This window comes from Pseudomonas serbiensis (assembly GCF_030580745.1).
Taxonomy (GTDB): domain Bacteria; phylum Pseudomonadota; class Gammaproteobacteria; order Pseudomonadales; family Pseudomonadaceae; genus Aquipseudomonas; species Aquipseudomonas serbiensis.
The window spans coordinates 228,622-251,065 of the sequence record NZ_JAUQOO010000005.1 but is presented as its reverse complement, the minus strand read 5'-3'; the positions used below and the strand labels follow the sequence as shown (position 1 = coordinate 251,065).

The window sequence follows — 22,444 nt, the reverse complement described above, 5'->3', positions numbered from 1 at the left end:
TTTAACAAAAGTAAGCGCTTGGTAAAGGCGCTTTGCTTGCAGCTCATCTGTGCTTATTGTTCAGCCTCCTGAAGAACCCCACCTGTAATGGTTGATTTATTCATGCAATCGTCTGGCCCCCGTAATTCCCGTCGCTGGTTGATCAGTCTGTTGGTCCTGTTGGTTATCGTCGGTTTGTGCTGGTGGTTCTGGCCTGCGTCCTCTTCACACAAGGGAGCCGAGGCTGGCAAGGCTCCTGCCGCTGGCGCTGGCGGTGCGGCCGGGCCGGGCAGAGGCATGGCGCGTCCGGGGTTCGGCGGTTCGGCGGTAGCGGTTCCGGTGCGGGTCGCTCCGGTAACCCAGGGCGACTTCCCGATCTATTACAAGGCGCTGGGCACGGTCACCGCGACCAACACCATCAATGTGCGCAGCCGGGTGGCTGGTGAGCTGGTCCGGCTTCACTTCCAGGAAGGGCAGATGGTCAAGGCGGGCGATCTGCTGGCCGAAATCGATCCGCGTACCTATCAGGTCGCGTTGCAGCAGGCTGAAGGCACCCTGGCGACCAATCAGGCGCTGCTGAAAAACGCTCAGCTCGATGTGCAACGCTACCGCGGGCTGTTCGCTGAAGACAGTATCGCCAAGCAGACGCTGGACACTGCCGAGTCGCTGGTCAACCAGTATCAGGGGACGATCAAGTCCAATCAGGCCGCAGTGGCAGAAGCCAGGCTCAACCTGGACTTCACCCGTATCAAGGCACCGATTGCCGGTCGTGTCGGCCTCAAGCAACTGGATGTCGGCAACCTTGTCGCCGCCAACGACACCACGGCACTGGTAGTGATTACCCAGATCCAGCCGATCTCGGTCAACTTCACCTTGCCGGAGAAAGAACTCTCGGCAGTCATCACCCGTTATCGCAGTGGCGACCAGTTGCCCGTGGAAGCCTGGGACAGGGGTGACATCAAGCTACAGGCCACTGGCGTGCTCGCCAGCCTGGACAATCAGATCGATGTCGCCACCGGTACGCTGAAATTCAAGGCACGCTTCGAGAACCGGGACGAAGCGCTGTTTCCCAACCAGTTCGTGAATGTGCGCCTGCGTGCCGACACCCTCAGACAAGCGGTGCTGGTACCCACGGCTGCTGTGCAGTTCGGCACCAACGGTACCTTCGTCTATGCGATGGACGGCGACAAGAAGGTCAAGATCAATCTGCTCAAGACCGGCCCGAGCGATGAGAACTCGACGGTGGTCCTGGAAGGCCTGGCCGCAGGTGCGCGGGTCGTGCTCGAAGGTACTGACCGCCTGCGCGAAGGCGCCGCAGTGGAAGTGGTCAGCGACAGCAAGGACGTGCCGTCCACGCCGGGCCAGCAGTTACAAGGCAAGCCTGACAAGGCCACCGATAAATCGGCCTCGGCCGACAAGGCGGAAAAAACCCAAGCATGAACATGTCGCGCCTGTTCATCCTGCGTCCGGTAGCAACCACCCTGAGCATGCTGGCCATTGTGCTGGCCGGTTTGATTGCCTACACCTTGCTGCCGGTTTCTGCCCTGCCACAAGTGGATTACCCGACCATCCGGGTCATGACGCTATATCCGGGTGCCAGCCCGCAAGTCATGACCAGTGCCGTGACGGCTCCACTGGAGCGACAGTTCGGGCAGATGCCGGGGCTGGACCAGATGGCGTCCACCAGTTCGGGCGGCGCTTCGGTCATCACCTTGCGTTTCAATCTTGAAATCAATATGGACGTGGCCGAGCAGGAAGTGCAGGCGGCCATCAATGCCGCAACCAACCTGCTGCCAAACGACCTGCCTGCGCCGCCGGTCTATAACAAGGTCAACCCGGCGGACACCCCGGTCCTGACCCTGGCAATTACCTCTAAAACCATGCTGCTGCCCAAGCTAAACGACTTGGTGGATACGCGCATGGCGCAGAAAATTTCCCAGATCAGCGGCGTCGGCATGGTCAGCATCGCAGGCGGGCAGCGTCAGGCGGTGCGGATCAAGGTGAACCCCGATGCCCTGGCCGCCAACGGCCTGAACCTGTCGGATGTACGCACACTGATCAGTGCCTCAAACGTCAACCAGCCAAAAGGTAACTTCGACGGGCCGACGCGGGTATCGATGCTCGATGCCAACGACCAGCTCAAGTCCCCCGAGGAATACGCCAACCTGATTCTGGCCTACAGCAACGGCGCGCCGTTGCGCCTGAAGGATGTGGCGCAGATCGTCGATGGTGCGGAAAACGAGCGGCTGGCAGCATGGGCCAACCAGAATCAGGCCGTATTGCTCAATATCCAGCGTCAGCCCGGTGCCAACGTCATCGAGGTGGTGGACCGGATCAAGGCCTTGCTGCCCAGCATCACGGACAACCTGCCGGCCGGGCTGGACGTGATTGTGCTGACTGACCGCACCCAGACCATCCGGGCTTCAGTCACCGACGTTCAGCATGAGCTGCTGATTGCTATCGTTCTGGTGGTGCTGGTGACCTTCCTGTTCCTGCGCCGGGTCAGCGCGACCATCATTCCGTCGATTGCCGTGCCGCTGTCGCTGATAGGCACGTTTGGCGTGATGTATCTGGCCGGCTTTTCCATCAACAACCTGACATTGATGGCCCTGACCATCGCCACCGGCTTTGTGGTGGACGATGCGATCGTGATGCTGGAGAACATTTCCCGGCATATCGAAGAGGGTGAAACGCCCATGCAGGCGGCATTGAAGGGCGCGAAGCAGATCGGCTTCACGCTGATATCGCTGACCCTGTCGCTGATTGCCGTATTGATCCCGCTGCTGTTCATGGCCGATGTGGTCGGGCGTCTGTTCCGGGAGTTCGCCATTACCCTGGCCGTGGCTATCCTGATTTCCTTGGTGGTCTCCCTGACTCTGACCCCGATGATGTGCGCTCGTCTGCTCAAGCGTGAACCCAAGGAAGAAGAGCAGGGGCGTTTCTACCGCGCCAGCGGTGCCTGGATCGACTGGTTGATCCGCATCTATGCCGACAAGCTGCGCTGGGTGCTCAAGCACCAGCCCCTGACTCTGCTGGTGGCAATCGGCACGCTGGGATTGACTGTCGTGCTGTATATGGCGGTCCCCAAGGGGTTCTTTCCGGTGCAGGACACCGGCGTGATCCAGGGTATTTCCGAGGCACCGCAGTCGGTGTCGTTCAAGGCTATGAGTGAGCGTCAGCAGTCTCTGGCAGAGATCATCCTCAAGGACCCTGCGGTTGTCAGTCTGTCTTCCTATATAGGTGTCGATGGCGATAACGCCACGCTCAACAGCGGTCGTCTGCTGATCAATCTCAAGCCCCATGGCGAGCGCGACCTGACCGCCATGCAGGTCATCCAGCGTCTGCAACCTCAACTGGACGGTCTGTCGGGCATTCGCCTGTTCATGCAGCCCGTGCAGGACCTGACCATCGAGGACCGGGTCAGCCGGACCCAGTATCAGTTCAGCATGTCGTCACCCGATGCCGAGCTGCTCAGCCTGTGGAGCGGCAAGCTGGTGGATGCGTTGAGCAAACGCCCCGAACTGACCGATGTCGCCAGTGACCTTCAGGACAAGGGGCTGCAGGTCTATCTGATGATCGACCGCGATGCCGCCAGCCGGGTGGGCGTCACTGTAGCCAATATCACCGATGCGCTGTACGACGCCTTTGGTCAGCGACAGATTTCCACCATTTATACCCAGGCCAGCCAGTATCGAGTGGTATTGCAGGCGGCTGCCGGCAGCGAGCTTGGGCCCAAGGCGCTGGAGCAGATCCACGTCAGGACCACCGATGGCGCTCAGGTCAAGCTGTCGAGTCTGGCGAGGGTCGAGCAGCGTCAGGCACAACTGGCGATTGCCCACATGGGGCAGTTCCCGGCGGTCATGATGTCGTTCAACCTCGCGCCGGATGTGGCGCTGGGCGAAGCGGTGAAAGTGATCGAGCAGGTGCAGAAGGACATCGGCATGCCGATTGGCGTGCAGACCCAGTTCCAGGGGGCTGCCGCAGCTTTCCAGGCCTCGCTGTCCAGTACGCTGTTGCTGATCCTGGCGGCGGTGGTAACCATGTACATCGTGCTGGGCGTGCTCTACGAGAGTTACATCCACCCGATCACCATTCTCTCGACCCTGCCGTCGGCAGCCGTGGGCGCCTTGCTGGCCCTGATGATCAGCGGTAACGATCTGGGGATGATCGCCATCATTGGCATCATCCTGCTGATCGGTATCGTCAAGAAAAACGCCATCATGATGATCGACTTCGCCCTGGATGCCGAACGCAATCGCGGCATCGACCCCGAGACGGCTATCTATGAAGCGGCGCTGCTGCGCTTCCGGCCGATCCTGATGACGACGCTTGCAGCGCTGTTCGGTGCCATACCGCTGATGCTGGCCACCGGTTCCGGCGCAGAGCTTCGTCAGCCGCTGGGGCTGGTGATGGTCGGCGGCCTGTTGCTCAGCCAGATCCTCACGCTGTTCACGACCCCGGTGATTTACCTGTATTTCGACCGGCTGGGTCGTCGCTGGAGCAGCAAGCCTGACGCTATACAGGTTGAAGCATGAATCTCTCCGCACCTTTCATCCGCAGGCCGGTCGCCACCGTCCTGCTGAGCCTGGCAATCATGCTGCTGGGCGCGGTCAGCTTCAGGCTGCTGCCCGTTGCACCTTTGCCGAACATGGATTTCCCGGTGATCGTGGTGTCGGCCAGTCTGCCGGGGGCCAGCCCCGAGATCATGGCCTCCAGTGTCGCAACGCCGCTGGAGCGCTCGCTGGGGACCATCGCCGGCGTCAACACCATGAGCAGCAGCTCAAGCCAGGGTTCGACCCGTGTGATTCTGCAGTTCGATCTGGATCGGGATATCAACGGCGCGGCGCGGGAAGTGCAGGCTGCAATCAACGCCTCGCGCAACCTGTTGCCCAGCGGTATGCGCAGCATGCCGACCTACAAGAAGGTCAACCCTTCCCAGGCACCGATCATGGTGCTGACGTTGACTTCCGATGTGCTGGAAAAGGGGCAGCTTTACGATCTGGCCTCGACCATTCTTTCCCAGAGCCTGTCCCAGGTGACCGGTGTGGGCGAGGTGCAGATCGGCGGCAGTTCGCTGCCGGCCGTGCGCATCGAACTTGAGCCCAACATGCTGGACCAGTACGGCGTGTCGCTGGACGAAGTGCGGACGACCATCACCGGTTCCAACGTGCGCCGCCCCAAGGGTTCGGTGGAGGATGGCCAGCATAACTGGCAGGTCCAGGCCAATGACCAGCTGGAAAAGGCCAAGGATTACGCTCCGCTGATCATCCGCTATCAGGACGGCGCTGCGCTGCGCCTCAAGGATGTGGCCAAGGTCAGCGACGCGGTGGAAAACCGCTATAACAGCGGTTTCTTCAATGACAGGTCAGCGGTGCTGCTGGTCATCAACCGTCAGGCCGGTGCCAACATCATCGAGACGGTGGCGCAGATCAAGGAACAACTGCCCGCCTTGCAGGCCGTCCTGCCTGCCAGCGTGAAACTGAACATTGCCATGGACCGCTCGCCGGTCATCAAGGCCACACTGCACGAAGCCGAGATGACCCTGCTGATCGCCGTGGTTCTGGTGATTCTGGTGGTGTTTCTGTTCCTGGGCAGCCTGCGGGCTTCACTGATCCCGACGCTGGCGGTCCCGGTTTCCCTGGTGGGCACTTTCGCCATCATGTATCTGTGCGGCTTCTCGCTGAACAACCTGTCACTGATGGCTCTGATTCTGGCCACCGGGCTGGTGGTGGATGACGCTATCGTGGTGCTGGAAAACATTTCCCGGCACATCGATGAAGGTGTTGCGCCCATGAAAGCGGCTTTTCTGGGTTCCAAGGAAGTCGGTTTCACGCTGTTATCCATGAACGTTTCGCTGGTGGCCGTGTTCATCTCGATTCTGTTCATGGGCGGTCTGGTGGAAAGCCTGTTCCGGGAGTTTTCCATCACCTTGTCGGTGGCGATCATCGTTTCGCTGCTGGTTTCCCTGACCCTGACCCCGATGCTCTGCGCACGCTGGCTCAAGCCTCAACAGCAGGAGCAGAACGCCTTTCAGCGCTGGAGTCAGCGGGTCAACGAGCGCATGGTGGCTGGCTATGACCGGTCCCTTGGCTGGGTGCTGCGCCACCCGCGCCTGACGCTGCTCAGCCTGCTGATTACCATCGTCGTGAATGTCGCGCTGTATGTGGTGGTGCCCAAGACGTTTCTGCCGCAGCAGGACACCGGGCAACTGATGGGCTTCATCCGTGGCGATGACGGTCTTTCGTTTACCGTGATGCAACCCAAGATGGAAATCTTCCGCCGTGCCGTGCTGACCGATCCGGCGGTGCAGAGTGTTGCGGGGTTCATCGGCGGCAGTGGCGGGACCAACAACGCTTTCATGATCGTACGCCTGAAGCCGATTTCCGAACGCAAGGTATCCGCGACCCAGGTGGTCGAGCGTTTGCGCAAGACTCTGCCTCATGTGCCGGGCGGGCGATTGTTCCTGGCTCCGGATCAGGACCTGCAACTGGGCGGTGGTCGTGAACAGGCCAGCTCCCAGTATCAGTACATTCTGCAAAGCGGTGACCTGCAAAGCCTGCGCGAGTGGTATCCGAAAGTCGTGGCGGCCCTCAAGGCCCTGCCGGAGCTGACGGCCATCGACGCCCGTGAAGGGCGCGGTGCCCAGCAAGTGACGCTGGTGGTCAATCGGGACGCGGCCAAGCGGCTGGGAATCGACATGAACATGGTTACCGCCGTGCTCAACAACGCCTATAGCCAGCGTCAGGTTTCCACCATCTATGACACCCTGAACCAGTATCAGGTGGTGATGGAGGTCAACCCCCGATACGCCCAGGACCCGGTCACGCTGCAACAGGTACAGGTCATTACCGCAGACGGGCAGCGAGTGCCGTTGTCGAGCATTGCCCATTACGAGCGCAGTCTTGCCAATGACCGGGTGTCCCATGAAGGTCAGTTTGCATCGGAGAGCATTTCCTTCGATCTGGCCGAAGGTGTCAGCCTGGACACAGCGACTGTCGCCATAGAGCGTGCCATTGCCAGGGTAGGCCTGCCTTCCGAAGTCATCTCCAAGATGGCGGGTGCCGCCAGTGCCTTTGCTGCAACCCAGAAAGGGCAGCCATTGATGATTCTCGGGGCGCTGCTGGCGGTTTATCTGGTGCTGGGGATTCTTTACGAAAGCTATATCCATCCGCTGACGATTCTGTCGACCCTGCCATCGGCCGGTGTCGGTGCCTTGCTGAGCATCTACGTGCTGGGCGGCGAATTCAGCCTGATTTCCTTGCTGGGGCTGTTCCTGCTGATTGGTGTCGTGAAGAAAAACGCGATCATGATGATCGACCTGGCCCTGCATCTGGAGCGTGAGTCCGGGATGACGCCACAGGAATCGATCCGCAGTGCCTGCCTGCAACGTCTCAGGCCGATCCTGATGACCACGATGGCTGCCATTCTTGGCGCATTGCCGCTGCTGCTGAGCAATGCCGAAGGTGCGGAAATGCGTCGCCCGCTGGGCCTGACCATTATTGGCGGGCTGGTCTTCAGCCAGGTTCTGACCCTTTACACCACGCCTGTGGTTTACCTCTATCTCGACCGGCTGCGCCACCGTTTCAACGGTTGGCGTGGCGTGCGCACCGATGCTGCTTTGGAAACCCCGCTATGACCGACCATCCGGCAATCAAATCCAACCCGCAATGGCTTGTCCGGCCAGTGGCAATGGGGCTTTGTGTCCTGCTGCTGAGCGCCTGCACCGTAGGGCCTGATTACCACAAGCCGTCAGTGACTACGCCTGTGCAGTTCAAGGCTGCCGAAGGCTGGCGTCAGGCGACACCGAGCGATGCCATGGCGCGCGGTGCATGGTGGGAGGTGTATGGCGACACGGAACTCAATGCGCTGGTGGAGCGGCTCAACAGTTCCAACCAGACGGTCGCGCAATATGAAGCCCAGTACCGGCAGGCCAGGGCATTGGTGCGCAGTTCCCGCGGTGCGCTGTTTCCCACACTGGACCTGACCACCAGCAAGACCCGCTCAAGCCAGGGATCTTCCAGCAGCAGTACCTCCAATGCCGACAGCATCAACAATTCCTATAACGCCCAGTTGGGTGTGAGCTGGGAGGCCGATATCTGGGGCAGGCTGCGCCGAGGCCTTGAGGCCGATACCGCCAGCGCCCAGGCCAGCCTTGCTGACCTGGCAGCCATGCAGTTGAGCCTGCAATCGGAACTGGTGCAGAACTACCTGCAATTGCGGGTGCTGGATGAACAGAAGCGTTTGCTGGAGTCCACGGTTGAGGCTTACCAACGCTCTCTGACCATGACCCGCAATCAGTATCAGGCCGGTATTTCCGGGCGCGAAGCCGTGGCTCAGGCACAGACCCAGCTAAAGACCACCCAGGCCGACCTGATCGATCTGACGTGGCAGCGCGCCCAGTTCGAGAATGCCATCGCGGTCTTGATGGGCATGGCCCCGGCCGAGTTCAATCTGCCAGCGACTATAACTATCCCGGAGTTACCGCAGATTCCGGTGGGCATTCCTTCGCAATTGCTGGAGCGTCGTCCCGATATCGCTGCCGCCGAACGCTCTATCATGGCTGCCAACGCCAATATCGGTGTCGCCAAGGCCGCTTACTACCCGGATTTCACCCTGAGCCTGAGTGGCGGCTATAACAGCAATTCGTTCTCCAACTGGATCAGCCTGCCGAACCGTTTCTGGTCGGTCGGGCCGCAAATGGCGCTGACACTGTTCGATGCGGGCAGACGCTCGGCGGAAGTCGATCGCATTGAAGCCGTCTATGACCAGACAGTTGCGCAATACCGGCAGACGGTCCTGAACGGCTTCCAGGAAGTGGAAAACTACATGGTTCAGCTCAAGGTCTACGAGGAGGAAGCGGCGGTTCGGCAGGAAGCGCTGGATGCCGCTCGCGAATCCCTGCGCCTGACCAGCAACCAGTACAAGGCCGGAGTGATCGGCTATCTGGATGTCGTCAATGTACAAACCACAGCACTGAGCAACGAGCGTTCTGTATTGAATGTCCTGCAAAGTCGCCTGATTGCCAGTGTTCAGTTGATTGCAGCACTGGGCGGTGGCTGGGATGGGCAGAGCGGTCTGCAACTCAAGGACTGATCAGCCTCTGGAGGAGGGCGGAGAGCATCATTGTGCTGTCCGTCTGAAATTAATAATTTATATATGGCCAATAGCCATTTTTTTACGTGTCTGACGGGACATTCTGCCGTTTTTGCGTAAACTCTCCTGCAACTGTTTGGCATGGATGCGTTAACTCGATCCATGTCACAGGAGCGCCCATGTTGACTGGTCATTACACGCCCTCACTGGTCTTCATTTCCATATTCGTGGCGATTCTCGCTTCGTATACCGCGCTCGATCTGGCAGGCCGCATTGCTTCTGCCAAGGGTCGTGGCGTTTACATATGGATGTGTGGCGGTGCCTTTGCCATGGGCATCGGTATCTGCTCCATGCACTTCATCGGGATGCTGGCTTTCAAGCTTCCCATCGAACTCGGGTTCGATATCCCTCTGACCTTGCTGTCACTGCTGATTGCCATGCTGTCTTCAGGCATCGCTTTATGGTTGGTCAATCAGGTGCAATTACCTCTGTCACACCTGGCGCTTGGCGCCTTGTTCATGGGCGGCGGCATCAGCACCATGCATTACACCGGCATGGCAGCGATGCGCATGCAGCCAGGCATCGAGTACGACCCTTTCCTGTTCATCATGTCCCTGCTTATCGCTGTAGGGGCTTCGGCCGTTGCCATCTGGATTGCCTTTCGCTTGCGTCATCAGACCTCCAATGTGTTTCTGGTTCGGGCTGGAGCGGCGGTGGTCATGGGCATCGCCATTGTGGGCATGCACTATACCGGCATGGCGGCAGCCAGTTTTCCCGAAGGCAGCTTCTGTGGCGCGCTGGGTAACGGGTTGAAAAGCGATGGTCTGGACAAGCTGGTACTGGTCACCAGTCTGGCCGTATTGACCATCGTGCTGCTGACCTCGATTCTCGACGCCCGCCTTGAGGCCCGGACGGCTGTTCTGGCCAATTCGCTGCTGGAAGCCAACCGCGAACTCACCCATCAGGCTCTGCATGACAGCCTGACCAGTCTGCCGAACCGTGTATTGCTGGCTGATCGCATCGAGCAAGCAATAAGGAAGGTCAACGATAATGGCGGCTGTTTTGCGCTGATGTTCATGGACCTGGACGGTTTCAAGCCGGTCAACGATGCATTCGGTCACCATATCGGCGATCAGTTGTTGCGTCAGGTTGCGTTGCGCCTGCGGGAAAACCTGCACCGGCATGACACCCTGGCGCGAATCGGTGGCGATGAGTTCGTTCTGTTGATGGAATCCCAGGATATCGATGACGCCCTGGCCGTTGCATCGCGCCAGGTCGGCGTGATTGCCCAGCCGTTCGATATTGCCGAACACACTCTGCAGGTTTCGGTCAGCATCGGTATCTGCATGTACCCGGGCAATGGCGAGACTCAGCATGAGCTGCTGATGAATGCCGATGCAGCGATGTATCACGCAAAGGCTGCGGGAAAGAACTGCTACAGCTTCTTTGAATCCGCGATGAATACCAATGCCCGCAATCAGATGCAGCTCTTGCAAGGGTTGCGGTCAGCCATCAAGAACACCCATTTCTGCCTGTATTACCAGCCCAAGTTCGATGCCGTCAGCGGCTTGCCTGTAGGGGCCGAGGCCTTGCTGCGCTGGAATCACCCGGAGCAGGGGCTGCTTGGGCCGGATACGTTCATTGAACTGGCTGAAAAGACCGGCCTGATTATTCCTATCGGTGAGTGGGTGCTCGATGAAGCCTGCCGTCAGATGAGCGAATGGTATGCCCAGGGTTACACCCACTGGCGTATTGCAGTGAACCTTTCGGCCTTGCAGTTCTGTCATGCCGGGTTGGTCACGACGGTCGCCAATACCTTGTCCAGGCATCGGCTTGAGCCCAATTGCCTGACCCTGGAGATCACCGAAACCACCGCCATGAGCAATGCCGAGGTCACCATGGAGGTATTGCAGAAGCTTTCGGCCATGGGTGTCGATATTTCGATTGACGACTTTGGCACCGGTTACTCCAGTCTGATGTACCTCAAGCACCTGCCTGCCAATGAGATCAAGATCGACCGTGGTTTTGTCCGTGATCTCGACCACGACCGGGATGATGCCGCGATTGTCTCGGCCATTGTTGCCGTGGGCCGTGCCCTGGATTTGCGAATCGTTGCCGAAGGCGTTGAAAACAGTGTTCAGCAAAACTTCCTGACCGATCTGGGCTGCAATGCCTTGCAGGGTTTCCTGCTGGGGCATCCGCTGCCTGCGCAACAATTCATGAGCCATATCCTTTCGGTCGAGGGCCGCACACTCCCGAGGGCAAGTGGGGTGATAGCTGAAATACAGGATGGCGTTCATGCCAAAACGCTGGCAGGATCGATTCTGCATGCGGGCGCTGTGGGTCCGCTAGGCTCTGTATGAGCAACGGATCGCCATAGCGATCCTTGGCCCCTGAAAACATACGAGAGACATTCATGGATAAAGTCCTCCTCATTACCGGCGGCTCCCGCGGGATCGGTGCAGCCACGGCGCTTCTGGCAGCTTCACAAGGTTATCGAATCTGTATCAATTACCTGTCCGACCATGCCTCTGCCGAGAAAATATGCGGCAAGATCCGGGAGTTGGGTGCGCAGGCCATCACGGTACAGGCCGATGTCAGTAACGAGGACGAGATCATTCGCCTCTACGCGCGTATCGATTCGGAGTTGGGACCCATTACCCATCTGGTCAATAACGCCGGAACCATTGCCCATACCTCGCGGCTGGACGACATGTCAGAGTTCCGTATGCTCAAGATCATGATGACCAATGTGGTCGGCCCGATGCTGTGCAGCAAACACGCTTTGCTGCGCATGTCGCCGCGTCATGGCGGCAACGGCGGCAGCATCGTCAATGTGACCTCGGCTGCCGCGCGTCTGGGAGCGCCGGGCGAATATATCGACTATGCGGCTTCCAAGGGAGCACTGGATACCTTCACCACAGGCCTGTCCCTGGAAGTCGCGGGTGAGGGCATTCGGGTCAATGCCGTAAGACCGGGCTTCATCTTCACCGACTTTCATGCCCTGAGCGGCGATCCGTTTCGGGTCAGCAAGCTTGAAGGGAACATCCCCATGTACCGGGGCGGTAAAGCCGAAGAAGTTGCCGAGACCATTGTCTGGCTGCTGTCGGACCATGCTTCATACGTGACCGGCACCTTCATCGATGTTGCTGGTGGTCGCTGACGCTCGATTGTCCAGCAACGAACGAATGATCCGCCCCAGGGTTTCCATGGCCTTCTCGGAGGTTGTGGTCCAGGGGCTGCCGTAGTTCAGGCGAATGCAGTTACCAAAGCGTCGGGTCGGCGAAAAGATCGGCCCCGGCGCAATACTGATCCCCTGAGCGAGCGCCACCTGGAAGACTTTCAGCGAGTCGAGCTGTTCTGGCAGTTCCACCCACAAAAAGTAACCGCCTACCGGCTGGCTGACTCTGGTCTGCGCCGGGAAGTGTCGACCGATGGCACTCAGCATGGCCCGCTGCTGATCTTCCAGTGCGTAGCGCAGCTTGCGCAGGTGTCGGTCATAACCGCCGTGCTGCAGATAGTCAGCAATGGCGGCTTGAGCAGGCATCGAGGCGCAAAGAGAGGTCATCAGTTTCAAGCGTTCGATCTTCTGCGCATAACGTCCTGCCGCAACCCAGCCGATCCGATAGCCCGGCGCAAGGCTTTTGGAAAACGAGCCGCAGTGCATGACCAGCCCCTCGGTATCAAAGGCCTTGGCCGGTTTCGGGGCCTGAGGGCCGTAGTACAGCTCGGCATATACATCATCCTCGATCAATGGCACCTGATGCTCGCGCAGAAGTTCCACCAGTTCACGTTTGCGCGCCTCCGGGACCAGCGCACCGGTCGGGTTCTGGAAAGTGGTCATGCACCAGCAGGCCTTGACTGGATGTCGCTCCAGAGCCTGCTTCAACACGCCCAGGTCGATACCGTCACGCGGGTGAGTCGGGATCTCCACGGCCTTGAGTTTCAGACGCTCCAGCACTTGAAGGCAGGCGTAGAAGGCGGGGGCTTCGATGGCCACAAGATCGCCAGGCTCGGTGACGGCCTGTAGACACAGGTTCAGAGCTTCCAGCGCGCCATTGGTAATCAGCAACTCCTCCATGGGTAACACCAGGCCATTGACCATGTAGCGCAAGGCGATCTGACGACGCAGTTGCGGATTGCCCGGCGACATATCGGTGACCACCATGCGCGGGTCCATCTCGCGAGAGGCACTGGCCAGAGAGCGGGAAAGACGCGGCAACGGGAACAATACCGGGCTGGGAAAGGCCGAGCCAAAGGGCACCGTATTGGGGTCCTTGATCGAATCCAGCACTGAAAACACCAGCTCACTGACATCCACTTCAGTGGATTCATAGACCTGAGTGCTGGCCTGCGGCTCGCTGAACGGTCTGGGTGGCTTGTCGACAATGCTGTTGACGAAATACCCGGAACGCGCACGCGCCCGAATCAGCCCGCGACGCTCCAGCAGGTAATACGCCTGGAACACGGTCGAAGGGCTGATACCGTGGGTCTGGCTCGCATAACGAACCGAAGGCACCCGCTGGTCCGGTCCCAGCACGCCACTGCGAATCAACTCGGCTACATCGTCGGCATACTTCTCGTAACGCTTCATGGCATCACCGCTAATGAGGTAGCCGGACTATAAAGGCGAGACTGTTTTCAGAACAGATTCAGGTTCATGCTGAAAAAGCAGATCAGATAAAGCCGGTAGGAGAGAATGCATTCGCGAAGAGTCAGTACGCCCGACAGAGTAATGTCGTTTGAAATACCGTCTCGCGAATGAATTCGCTCCTACTCTCTAACCGTGTGATGCCGCTTGTCCTGCGCACCTTGCACTGTCAGCGCATCGGCATCCGCCTCGGTTATCGGTACGTGCTGTCCATCTATCAGCGCCTCGGACATATGGGTCGCATCGTTGGTCGTGATGATCACATCAGCCACGAGGCTGCGCAAAATCGTATCGTGAAAGGTCACGGAGCAGGATTGGTGAGCGCTATCGAATTCCAGTGTCATGGCACAACTCCTTGAGGTGTGCGTCAAAACTCTCAAACATTTCTGCCCGGCACATTGACTCGGGTCAGGGTTCGACGAAGGAGAAATGCGAGCCGGCCGCAACCGCTCACATCCTCCCGATTCCGGTCACTGCGACAAGTCATCCATCAGAATGGCCGGCGGCTCCTGAGTCGGAGGGTCGCCTGCAGGCGGCTGGATCACCGGCGGCAGGGTCGGTGGCGGCTCTTCGGCTGGCGGTGGCACGGGCAGGGTGGGTTTATCGATATTCGGGTCCGGCGTTTCGGCCGGGATTGGGATGTTCATTGAGCTTCACCTCGATACCAGATAAGTGGTGTTCGTGATGTTTGACCGCCGAGCGCGTTCTGGAATTCAGACGGATTTGTTTTGCCGGGATAGCAATGTGGAATGAAGAGTCAGCTCATCTATTACAGGTTCTGAAGCTTTATGAGCTTCTTTGTATGTTTGTATGCGCGCCTAAAAAGCTGACGAGCGGTCTTTCCTGATTTTGTGTGACATGCCCATTCAGGCATTTCCTGCTGTTGCATGGCTCAGCCCTGAGCGAACAGATTCGTCTACGCTGAGGCTCGTTCTCAAACTTTTTGAACTTTGCCTGTACAGGCGGCATCGGAAAAACATGTGACAGATATTCAGGCGAATCAGGATTGTCTTTGTCTGTCCGCACCGCATCGATACAAAACCTTTTTCTGCATGGATCTGCACAGGAGCGTCCCAGGGGCGTGAGGAGTGATGCTCGATGAATGTGACTGCTGATCAGCCATACGGCCCGGATTCTCTGGCCTCTGATGTTCCACACCCAACCCGTCCACTGTCCCTGACCCAAGCCCTGCAATTACCGCGCATCGTGATCGAAGACACCATGCCGGTGATCGATGGCGGGTTGTTTGCTGCCAAGGGCATCGTCGGGCAGAAGGTCACGGTGACCAGCAAGGTGTTTGCCGATGGGCATGACAAGCTGGCAGTGCGGGTCTGTTGGCGGGTGGACGGTGACGGGGAGTGGCAGGACGCTTTGCTGCACGACCTTGGAAATGACAGCTGGATCGGCGAATTCACGCCGACGTCCGTTGACCGTTACGTATTTCGCCTGGAGGCCTGGATCGATCAGTACGCCAGTTATCGTTACGAACTGGAGAAAAAGTACGGTGCCGGTGTGCCCATCGAGCTGGAGCTGGAAGAAGGGCGTATTCATCTCGTTCATGCGGCCGAGCGAAGCCAGGGCGCGTTGCGTCAGCAGATCGAAAGTGTTCTGGAGCGCTTGGGGCAACTGGATTCCGAAGGCCGGGTTGCCTTGCTCTTGCACAGTGAAACTGCGGCCTTGATGGTCCAGGCGGACAATCGGACGTTTCTGAGTCGCAGTATCGAGTTCCCGCTGGATGTGGAGCGTCAGTTGGCGCAGTTCGCCAGTTGGTATGAATTGTTTCCCCGCTCGATTACCGATGATCCGGCGCGGCATGGCACCTTCAATGATGTGCACTCACGCCTGCCGATGATTCGGGACATGGGCTTTGACGTGCTGTATTTCCCGCCTATCCACCCCATTGGTCGCGCCCATCGCAAAGGCCCGAACAATTCGCTGACCGCAGGCCCGGACGATCCGGGTAGCCCTTACGCCATCGGCAGTGAAGACGGTGGTCATGAGGCTATTCATCCGCAACTGGGCACCCGCGAGGATTTTCGCAATCTGGTTGCAGCGGCTGCGGAGCACGGCCTGGAGATCGCTCTGGATTTCGCCATTCAGTGCTCTCAGGATCACCCTTGGCTCAAGCAGCATCCGGGCTGGTTTTCCTGGCGGCCGGACGGGACCATCCGTTATGCAGAGAACCCGCCGAAGAAATATCAGGACATCGTCAACGTCGACTTCTATGCGGCCGATGCGATTCCCGGCCTGTGGCTGGAGTTGCGGGACATCGTGCTGGGATGGGTCGAGGAGGGCGTAAAGATCTTCCGGGTCGATAACCCGCACACCAAGCCGCTGCCGTTCTGGCAGTGGATGATCGGTGACATTCGCAGCCAGCACCCTGATGTGATGTTTCTGGCCGAAGCCTTTACCAAACCCGCGATGATGGCGCGTCTGGGCAAGGTCGGCTATTCACAGAGCTATACCTATTTCACCTGGCGCAACACCAAGGCCGAGTTGTCCGAGTACCTGACCCAGCTCAACCAGCCACCGTTGCGCAATTGCTACCGTCCCAATTTCTTTGTCAATACGCCGGATATCAACCCGCATTTCCTGCATGAGTCGGGGCGCGCGGGCTTTCTGATCCGGGCCGCGCTGGCGACTATGGGGTCGGGCCTGTGGGGCATGTATTCGGGGTTTGAGCTGTGCGAGTCGGCACCGATCCCCGGCAAGGAGGAGTATCTGGATTCCGAGAAGTATGAGATCCGGGTCAGGGACTTCACGGCACCGGGCAATATCATTGCCGAGATCGCCCAGCTCAACCGTATTCGCAGGCAGAACCCTGCATTGCATAGTCATCTGGGTTTGAAGCTGTATGCGGCCTGGAACGACAACATTCTGTATTTCGGCAAGCGCTCGGACGATGGCAGTAACTTCATTCTGGTGGCTGTCAGCCTGGATCCGTTCAATGCCCAGGAAGCGCACTTCGAGTTACCGCTGTGGGACATGGGCCTGCCCGACGATGCTGCAACTTCGGGCGAGGACCTGATGACCGGGCATCGATGGACCTGGTACGGCAAGATTCAGTGGATGCGGATCGACCCTTCGTATCAGCCATTTGGTATCTGGCGTATCCAGGCCGCGAATTGAAGAGGCAGGAGCCCGTAATGGCGAAGAAGAAAGCTACTAACGCCACATTCATCAATGACCCGCTCTGGTACAAGGACGCCGTGATCTATCAGGTTCACGTCAAGTCGTTCTTCGATTCCAACAATGATGGTATCGGTGACTTTGCCGGCCTGATCGACAAGCTCGATTACATCGCCGAACTGGGCGTCAACACCATCTGGGTGCTGCCGTTCTATCCCTCGCCCCGGCGTGACGATGGCTACGACATTTCCGAATACCGTGATGTACACAGCGACTACGGCACCATGGCCGATGCCAGAAGGTTCATTGCCCAAGCCCACAAACGCGGCTTGCGGGTCATCAGCGAACTGGTCATCAACCACACCTCGGACCAGCATCCCTGGTTTCAGAAGGCGCGGCATGCCAAGCCCGGTTCCAAGGCCCGGGATTTTTATGTGTGGTCCGATACCGATCAGAAGTATGAGGGCACGCGCATCATCTTTCTGGACACGGAAAAGTCCAACTGGACCTGGGACCCGGTGGCCGGCCAGTACTTCTGGCACCGCTTCTACTCCCATCAACCGGATCTGAATTTCGACAATCCCTACGTGATGGACGCGGTACTGGAAGTCATGCGCTTCTGGCTGGACCTGGGTGTCGATGGCTTGCGTCTGGATGCGATTCCTTACCTGATCGAGCGGGATGGCACCAACAACGAGAACCTGCCCGAGACTCATCAGGTACTCAAGCGCATCCGTGCCGAGATCGACGCCCACTATCCTGATCGCATGCTGCTGGCCGAGGCCAATCAATGGCCGGAAGATACGCAACTGTATTTCGGTGATACCCATGGCCCCAATGGCGATGAATGCCACATGGCGTTTCACTTCCCTCTGATGCCGCGCATGTATATGGCGCTGGCCCAGGAAGACCGCTTCCCGATCACTGACATTCTGCGCCAGACACCGGAAATTCCGGCCAACTGCCAGTGGGCAATCTTTCTGCGCAATCACGATGAACTGACCCTGGAAATGGTCACCGACCGTGAACGGGACTACCTGTGGAATTACTACGCAGCCGACAAGCGCGCCCGCATCAATCTGGGCATCCGCCGACGTCTGGCTCCGTTGGTGGAGCGTGACCGGCGTCGGGTCGAACTGCTCAACAGCATGCTGCTGTCCATGCCCGGTACTCCGACGCTGTACTACGGTGATGAAATCGGCATGGGCGACAACATCTATCTGGGGGACCGCGATGGCGTTCGTACGCCGATGCAGTGGTCCATCGACCGCAATGGCGGTTTCTCCCGTGCCGATCCGGCCAGTCTGGTGTTGCCACCGATCATGGACCCGCTGTACGGCTACCAGTCGGTCAACGTCGAAAGCCAGGAAAAAGATCCTCATTCATTACTGAACTGGAATCGTCGAATGCTGGCGGTGCGCAAGCAGCAGAAGGCATTCGGGCGCGGCACGCTGAAAATGCTGTCACCGTCCAATCGTCGCATCCTGGCTTACATTCGCGAATACACAGGGTCAGATGGACACAACGAAATCATTTTGTGCGTAGCCAACGTTTCCAGTGCGGCCCAGGCGGCCGAACTGGAGCTGTCGGCCCATGCGGGCACTGTCCCGGTGGAAATGCTCGGCGGCAGTGCCTTCCCGCCGATCGGGCAACTGAGTTATCTGCTGACGCTGCCACCTTATGGTTTTTACTGGTTTCTTCTCGCCCCGGAGAATCAAATGCCCAGTTGGCACGTGGAACCTGCGCAAAGCATGCCGGACTTTCCCACGCTGGTACTCAAGAAGCGTCTTGAGGAATTGCTCGACGAGCCGTTGCGCAGCACGATGGAAAACACTTCCCTGGCGGTCTATCTGCCCAAGCGTCGCTGGTTTGCGGGCAAGGACAAGGCCATTGAACAGGTCAACATCGCCTATGCCGTTCGCTTCGGCGACCCGGCGCATCCGGTCCTGCTCAGTGAAATCGAGGTTACTGCCGGTGGTCAGCCAGAGCGTTATCAATTGCCTTTCGGGCTGTTGGCCGAAGATGACATCAGCAGCGCCTTGCCCCAGCAACTGGCGCTTGCCCGCGTGCGGCGCGGTCGGCAGGTGGGGCTGATTACCGATGCCTTTACTCTGGAAACCTTTATCCGGGCAGTGATTCAAGGCATGCAGGATCAGACCGTACTGACCTGCAACGACGGCGAATTGCGTTTCGAGCACACGTCGGAACTGGCGCCCTTGGGGCTGAGTGACGAGTCTGAAGTGCGCTATCTCTCCGCCGAGCAGTCCAACAGCTCTGTTGTGGTGGGCAGCAGCCTGGTGCTCAAGCTGATCCGCAAGGTCAGTGCCGGTACTCACCCGGAACTGGAGATGGGGGCTTATCTGACCAATGCCGGTTACCGGAATATTTCGCCCTTGCTGGGGGCCGTGACGAGGGTTGGCAATGACGGGCAGCCGCATCTATTGATGATTGCCCAAGGCTACTTGAGCAATCAGGGCGATGCCTGGGAGTGGACGCAAAACAACCTTGAGCGGGCAGTGCGCGATGCGCTGGCACATGGCGTGTCCGAGCAGGAGCAGCATTACAACGCGCTGCTGGAACTGGCGGATTTTTCTCTTTATCTGGGGCAACGACTCGGAGAAATGCACCAGGTTCTGGCAGCACCGACCGATAATCCGGACTTTGCGGTGCAAGTCACCAGTATCGATGACAGTCAGGCGTCGGCGAAAAGCATCGGCGCACAGCTTGAGCGTGCCCTGCAATTGCTCGATCAGCGCAAGGACGATCTGGGGCCGGAAGACCGGCAACTGGTCGATGACCTGAGTGCCAGTCGCCAAGCCATTCAGAACCATGTGCAAGACCTGGCCAGACGCTCGGTGGGCGGTTTACGCATGCGGGTCCACGGCGACCTGCATCTGGGTCAGGTATTGGTGGTCAAGGGCGACGCCTATCTGATCGATTTCGAGGGCGAGCCTGCCCGCAGCTTGCCCGAGCGACGTGCCAAACACAGCCCGTTCAAGGATGTCAGCGGCGTTTTGCGATCTTTCGACTACGCTGCCGCAATGGCCGTGCGCAGTGCTCAGAGTGTCGACACCTCGGCCGAGGCCGGCGTGGCCCGCCGTCATGTAGCCGAAACCTACCTCGCTCAGGCCCGCGAGGCGTTTCTGGAGGGTTATCGCAAGGCAACACTCGGCCTGGCTCATGCCTGGAAAGACGAGAACGGAGAGAGCGCTGCGCTGGAGCTGTTCACCCTGGAAAAAGCCGCTTATGAAGTGATCTACGAAGCCGAGAATCGTCCGAGTTGGTTGGCCGTACCTTTGCAAGGCTTGCGTGGGTTGCTGGAACTGTCTGATGGAGAAACCAAATGAATTTGCCTGACAAGATCGGTACGGGCCGCCAACCAATGCCTGCTGCTGTCGATATGGATGCTTTGATCCGTGCGGAGCACAGAGATCCCTTTTCCATTCTCGGGCCACATGACGATGGCGCCCACGGGCAGTTCATCCGTGCGTACCTGCCGGGTGCATTGAGTGTTCGTGTGCTTGCCCAGAACGACGGACGTGATCTGGGCGAGTTGCAGATGAGTGAAGTGCCAGGTTTTTTCGTGGGGCATTTCGAGCAGGCACAGCCTTATCTGTTGAAGATCAACTGGGCCGGTGGCGAACAGGTAACCGAAGATCCCTACAGCTTCGGTCCGCTGCTGGGCGAGATGGATCTGTATCTCTTTGCAGAAGGCAATCATCGCGACCTGGGCAGTTGCCTGGGCGCACAGCTCACCAATGTCTCAGGTATCGATGGCGTGCGGTTTGCGGTCTGGGCTCCGAATGCTCGCCGGGTCTCGGTGGTGGGCAGTTTCAATAACTGGGACGGGCGTCGTCATCCGATGCGCCTGCGCCATCCCTCGGGTGTCTGGGAAGTATTCGTGCCTCGCTTGCAGGCAGGCGAGATCTACAAATACGAAATCCTGGGCAGCCAGGGCATCCTGCCCTTGAAATGTGACCCGGTGGCGCTGGCAACCACCTTGCCACCCGATACCGCCTCAAAGGTCGCCCAGCCGTTGCAGTTCGACTGGCAGGACCATGACTGGCTGCAATCGCGCGGCGACCGGCATGCCCAGACGGCACCGCTGTCGATCTACGAGCTGCATGCCGGTTCCTGGCAGATGGAGCAGAACGAAGACGGGACGCAGTGGCGGCAATACAACTGGCGTGAACTGGCTGACAGGCTGATCCCTTACGTCAAGGAACTGGGCTTCACCCATATCGAACTGATGCCGATCATGGAGCATCCATTTGGCGGCTCCTGGGGTTATCAATTGCTGGCGCAATTCGCTCCCACGGCACGTTATGGCTCGCCCGAGGACTTTGCGTTCTTCGTCAACGCCTGCCACCAGGCCGAGATCGGCGTGATCCTGGACTGGGTGCCCGCGCATTTTCCAACCGATACCCATGGCCTGGCCCAGTTCGACGGTACGGCGCTGTACGAATATGGCAACCCGCAGGAAGGCTTCCACCAGGATTGGGACACCCTGATCTACAACCTGGGCCGCACCGAAGTGCATGGTTTCATGCTGGCCTCGGCGCTGCACTGGCTCAAGCACTTCCATATCGACGGCCTGCGGGTGGATGCTGTGGCATCGATGCTTTATCGGGATTACTCGCGCAAGGCTGGCGAATGGGTACCGAACCGTTTTGGCGGGCGTGAAAACCTCGAAGCCATTGACTTCCTGCGTCACCTCAACGATGTGGTCGCGATTGAAGCGCCGGGCACCATGGTGATTGCCGAGGAGTCCACGGCCTGGCCGGGCGTCACTCAGAATACCCAGCAGGGCGGGCTGGGGTTCTCCTACAAATGGAACATGGGCTGGATGCATGATTCGTTGCATTACATGCAGCAAGACCCGATTCACCGCGCCCATCACCATAACGAACTGAGCTTTGGTCTGGTGTACGCCTGGTCCGAGCGCTTTATCCTGCCGATTTCCCACGATGAAGTGGTGCATGGCAAGCACTCGCTGATCGACAAGATGCCGGGTGACCGTTGGCAGAAATTCGCCAATCTGCGCGCTTACCTGACCTTCATGTGGACGCATCCGGGCAAGAAGCTGCTGTTCATGGGCTGTGAGTTCGGTCAGTGGCGCGAGTGGAACCACGACGAGCAACTGGACTGGTACCTGCTGCAATATGCTGATCATATCGGCGTGAAAAAGCTGGTATCGGACCTCAACCGCCTGTATCGCCAGGAAAAGGCCCTGCACGAGCGCGATGCCGAGCCGATGGGGTTCCAGTGGCTGATCGGTGACGATGCGGCCAACAGCGTGTTTGCCTGGTTGCGCTGGAGCAAGGAGGGTGAGCCGCTGCTGGTGGTCGCCAACCTGACCCCGGTGCCCCGTGAAAACTATCGTGTTGGCGTGCCATTCACCGGGACCTGGGTCGAACTGCTCAACAGTGATGCTGAAACGTATGCAGGCTCGAATCTGGGTAATGGCGGCGGGGTGCATACCGAAGACAGCCCGAGCCACGGGATGCCTGCTTCTGTTTCATTGAGTCTGCCGCCTTTGGCGGTGCTGATTCTCAAGCCTAAGGTCGAGGAATAGTGAACCGTCGCGGCCAA

General features: G+C 58.8%; 11 protein-coding genes and 1 pseudogene. 9 read left to right on the top strand and 3 right to left on the bottom strand.

The genetic code is table 11. The features are described 5' to 3' along the window. Nucleotides 1-87: 87 nt before the first annotated feature. From Q6A51_RS09125 to Q6A51_RS09100, 6 genes and pseudogenes are all read left to right on the top strand, one after another. Complete coding sequence (locus tag Q6A51_RS09125) at nucleotides 88-1,419, top strand: MdtA/MuxA family multidrug efflux RND transporter periplasmic adaptor subunit (protein ID WP_304574621.1); 1,332 nt, start codon at nucleotides 88-90, stop codon at nucleotides 1,417-1,419. Then, a complete protein-coding gene (locus Q6A51_RS09120; RefSeq protein ID WP_304574620.1) occupies nucleotides 1,416-4,514 on the top strand; it encodes an MdtB/MuxB family multidrug efflux RND transporter permease subunit in 3,099 nt (1,032 codons plus the stop codon). Before Q6A51_RS09125 ends, Q6A51_RS09120 begins: the two co-directional genes overlap by 4 nt. Then, nucleotides 4,511-7,615: an efflux RND transporter permease subunit gene (locus Q6A51_RS09115; RefSeq protein WP_304574619.1), complete on the top strand. Its 3,105-nt coding sequence runs from the start codon at nucleotides 4,511-4,513 to the stop codon at nucleotides 7,613-7,615. Before Q6A51_RS09120 ends, Q6A51_RS09115 begins: the two co-directional genes overlap by 4 nt. Further along, entirely contained in the window at nucleotides 7,612-9,072 is a 1,461-nt protein-coding gene (locus Q6A51_RS09110) for an efflux transporter outer membrane subunit (protein ID WP_201016994.1), read from the top strand. The genes Q6A51_RS09115 and Q6A51_RS09110 overlap by 4 nt, the downstream gene beginning before the upstream one ends. A 179-nt stretch (nucleotides 9,073-9,251) precedes the next feature. Then, a pseudogene (locus Q6A51_RS09105) lies at nucleotides 9,252-11,339 on the top strand (putative bifunctional diguanylate cyclase/phosphodiesterase); the annotation flags it as partial. A 149-nt stretch (nucleotides 11,340-11,488) separates the two neighbouring features. Next, a complete protein-coding gene (locus Q6A51_RS09100; RefSeq protein ID WP_201000456.1) occupies nucleotides 11,489-12,235 on the top strand; it encodes an SDR family oxidoreductase in 747 nt (248 codons plus the stop codon). Here Q6A51_RS09100 and mapR read toward each other — a convergent pair. The 3 genes from mapR to Q6A51_RS09085 all read right to left on the bottom strand — a co-directional run bounded on the left by mapR (nucleotide 12,191) and on the right by Q6A51_RS09085 (nucleotide 14,370). Further along, entirely contained in the window at nucleotides 12,191-13,666 is a 1,476-nt protein-coding gene (mapR, locus tag Q6A51_RS09095) for a GntR family transcriptional regulator MpaR (RefSeq protein WP_304574618.1), read from the bottom strand. The genes Q6A51_RS09100 and mapR overlap by 45 nt on opposite strands. Before the next feature lie 179 nt (nucleotides 13,667-13,845). After that, nucleotides 13,846-14,067 carry a DUF3203 family protein gene (locus Q6A51_RS09090; protein ID WP_201016997.1) on the bottom strand — a complete coding sequence of 74 codons (222 nt, stop codon included), beginning with the start codon at nucleotides 14,065-14,067 and terminating at the stop codon, nucleotides 13,846-13,848. A 126-nt stretch (nucleotides 14,068-14,193) separates the two neighbouring features. Further along, complete coding sequence (locus Q6A51_RS09085) at nucleotides 14,194-14,370, bottom strand: hypothetical protein (RefSeq protein ID WP_201000459.1); 177 nt, start codon at nucleotides 14,368-14,370, stop codon at nucleotides 14,194-14,196. Nucleotides 14,371-14,821: 451 nt separating this feature from the next. Here Q6A51_RS09085 and Q6A51_RS09080 point away from each other — a divergent pair, with 451 nt between their 5' ends. The 3 genes from Q6A51_RS09080 to glgB are packed head-to-tail and all read left to right on the top strand — an operon-like array spanning nucleotide 14,822 to nucleotide 22,427. Then, nucleotides 14,822-16,852, top strand: a complete 2,031-nt coding sequence (locus Q6A51_RS09080) for an alpha-1,4-glucan--maltose-1-phosphate maltosyltransferase (protein ID WP_201016999.1) — start codon at nucleotides 14,822-14,824, stop codon at nucleotides 16,850-16,852. A 17-nt stretch (nucleotides 16,853-16,869) separates the two neighbouring features. Then, complete coding sequence (gene treS, locus Q6A51_RS09075; RefSeq protein ID WP_201017000.1) at nucleotides 16,870-20,199, top strand: maltose alpha-D-glucosyltransferase; 3,330 nt, start codon at nucleotides 16,870-16,872, stop codon at nucleotides 20,197-20,199. Then, the gene (glgB, locus tag Q6A51_RS09070; protein ID WP_304574617.1) at nucleotides 20,196-22,427 is read left to right on the top strand and encodes a 1,4-alpha-glucan branching protein GlgB; all 2,232 of its coding nucleotides are present in this window, start codon (nucleotides 20,196-20,198) and stop codon (nucleotides 22,425-22,427) included. The genes treS and glgB overlap by 4 nt, the downstream gene beginning before the upstream one ends. Nucleotides 22,428-22,444: the final 17 nt, after the last annotated feature.

What these genes read in the sequence shown, in the direction of transcription:
- Q6A51_RS09125 (WP_304574621.1), top strand. Translation starts at nt 88, where the DNA reads ATGGTTGATTTATTCATGCAATCGTCTGGCCCCCGTAATTCCCGTCGC.
- Q6A51_RS09120 (WP_304574620.1), top strand. Translation starts at nt 1,416, where the DNA reads ATGAACATGTCGCGCCTGTTCATCCTGCGTCCGGTAGCAACCACCCTG.
- Q6A51_RS09115 (WP_304574619.1), top strand. Translation starts at nt 4,511, where the DNA reads ATGAATCTCTCCGCACCTTTCATCCGCAGGCCGGTCGCCACCGTCCTG.
- Q6A51_RS09110 (WP_201016994.1), top strand. Translation starts at nt 7,612, where the DNA reads ATGACCGACCATCCGGCAATCAAATCCAACCCGCAATGGCTTGTCCGG.
- Q6A51_RS09100 (WP_201000456.1), top strand. Translation starts at nt 11,489, where the DNA reads ATGGATAAAGTCCTCCTCATTACCGGCGGCTCCCGCGGGATCGGTGCA.
- mapR (WP_304574618.1), bottom strand. Translation starts at nt 13,666, where the DNA reads ATGAAGCGTTACGAGAAGTATGCCGACGATGTAGCCGAGTTGATTCGC.
- Q6A51_RS09090 (WP_201016997.1), bottom strand. Translation starts at nt 14,067, where the DNA reads ATGACACTGGAATTCGATAGCGCTCACCAATCCTGCTCCGTGACCTTT.
- Q6A51_RS09085 (WP_201000459.1), bottom strand. Translation starts at nt 14,370, where the DNA reads ATGAACATCCCAATCCCGGCCGAAACGCCGGACCCGAATATCGATAAA.
- Q6A51_RS09080 (WP_201016999.1), top strand. Translation starts at nt 14,822, where the DNA reads ATGAATGTGACTGCTGATCAGCCATACGGCCCGGATTCTCTGGCCTCT.
- treS (WP_201017000.1), top strand. Translation starts at nt 16,870, where the DNA reads ATGGCGAAGAAGAAAGCTACTAACGCCACATTCATCAATGACCCGCTC.
- glgB (WP_304574617.1), top strand. Translation starts at nt 20,196, where the DNA reads ATGAATTTGCCTGACAAGATCGGTACGGGCCGCCAACCAATGCCTGCT.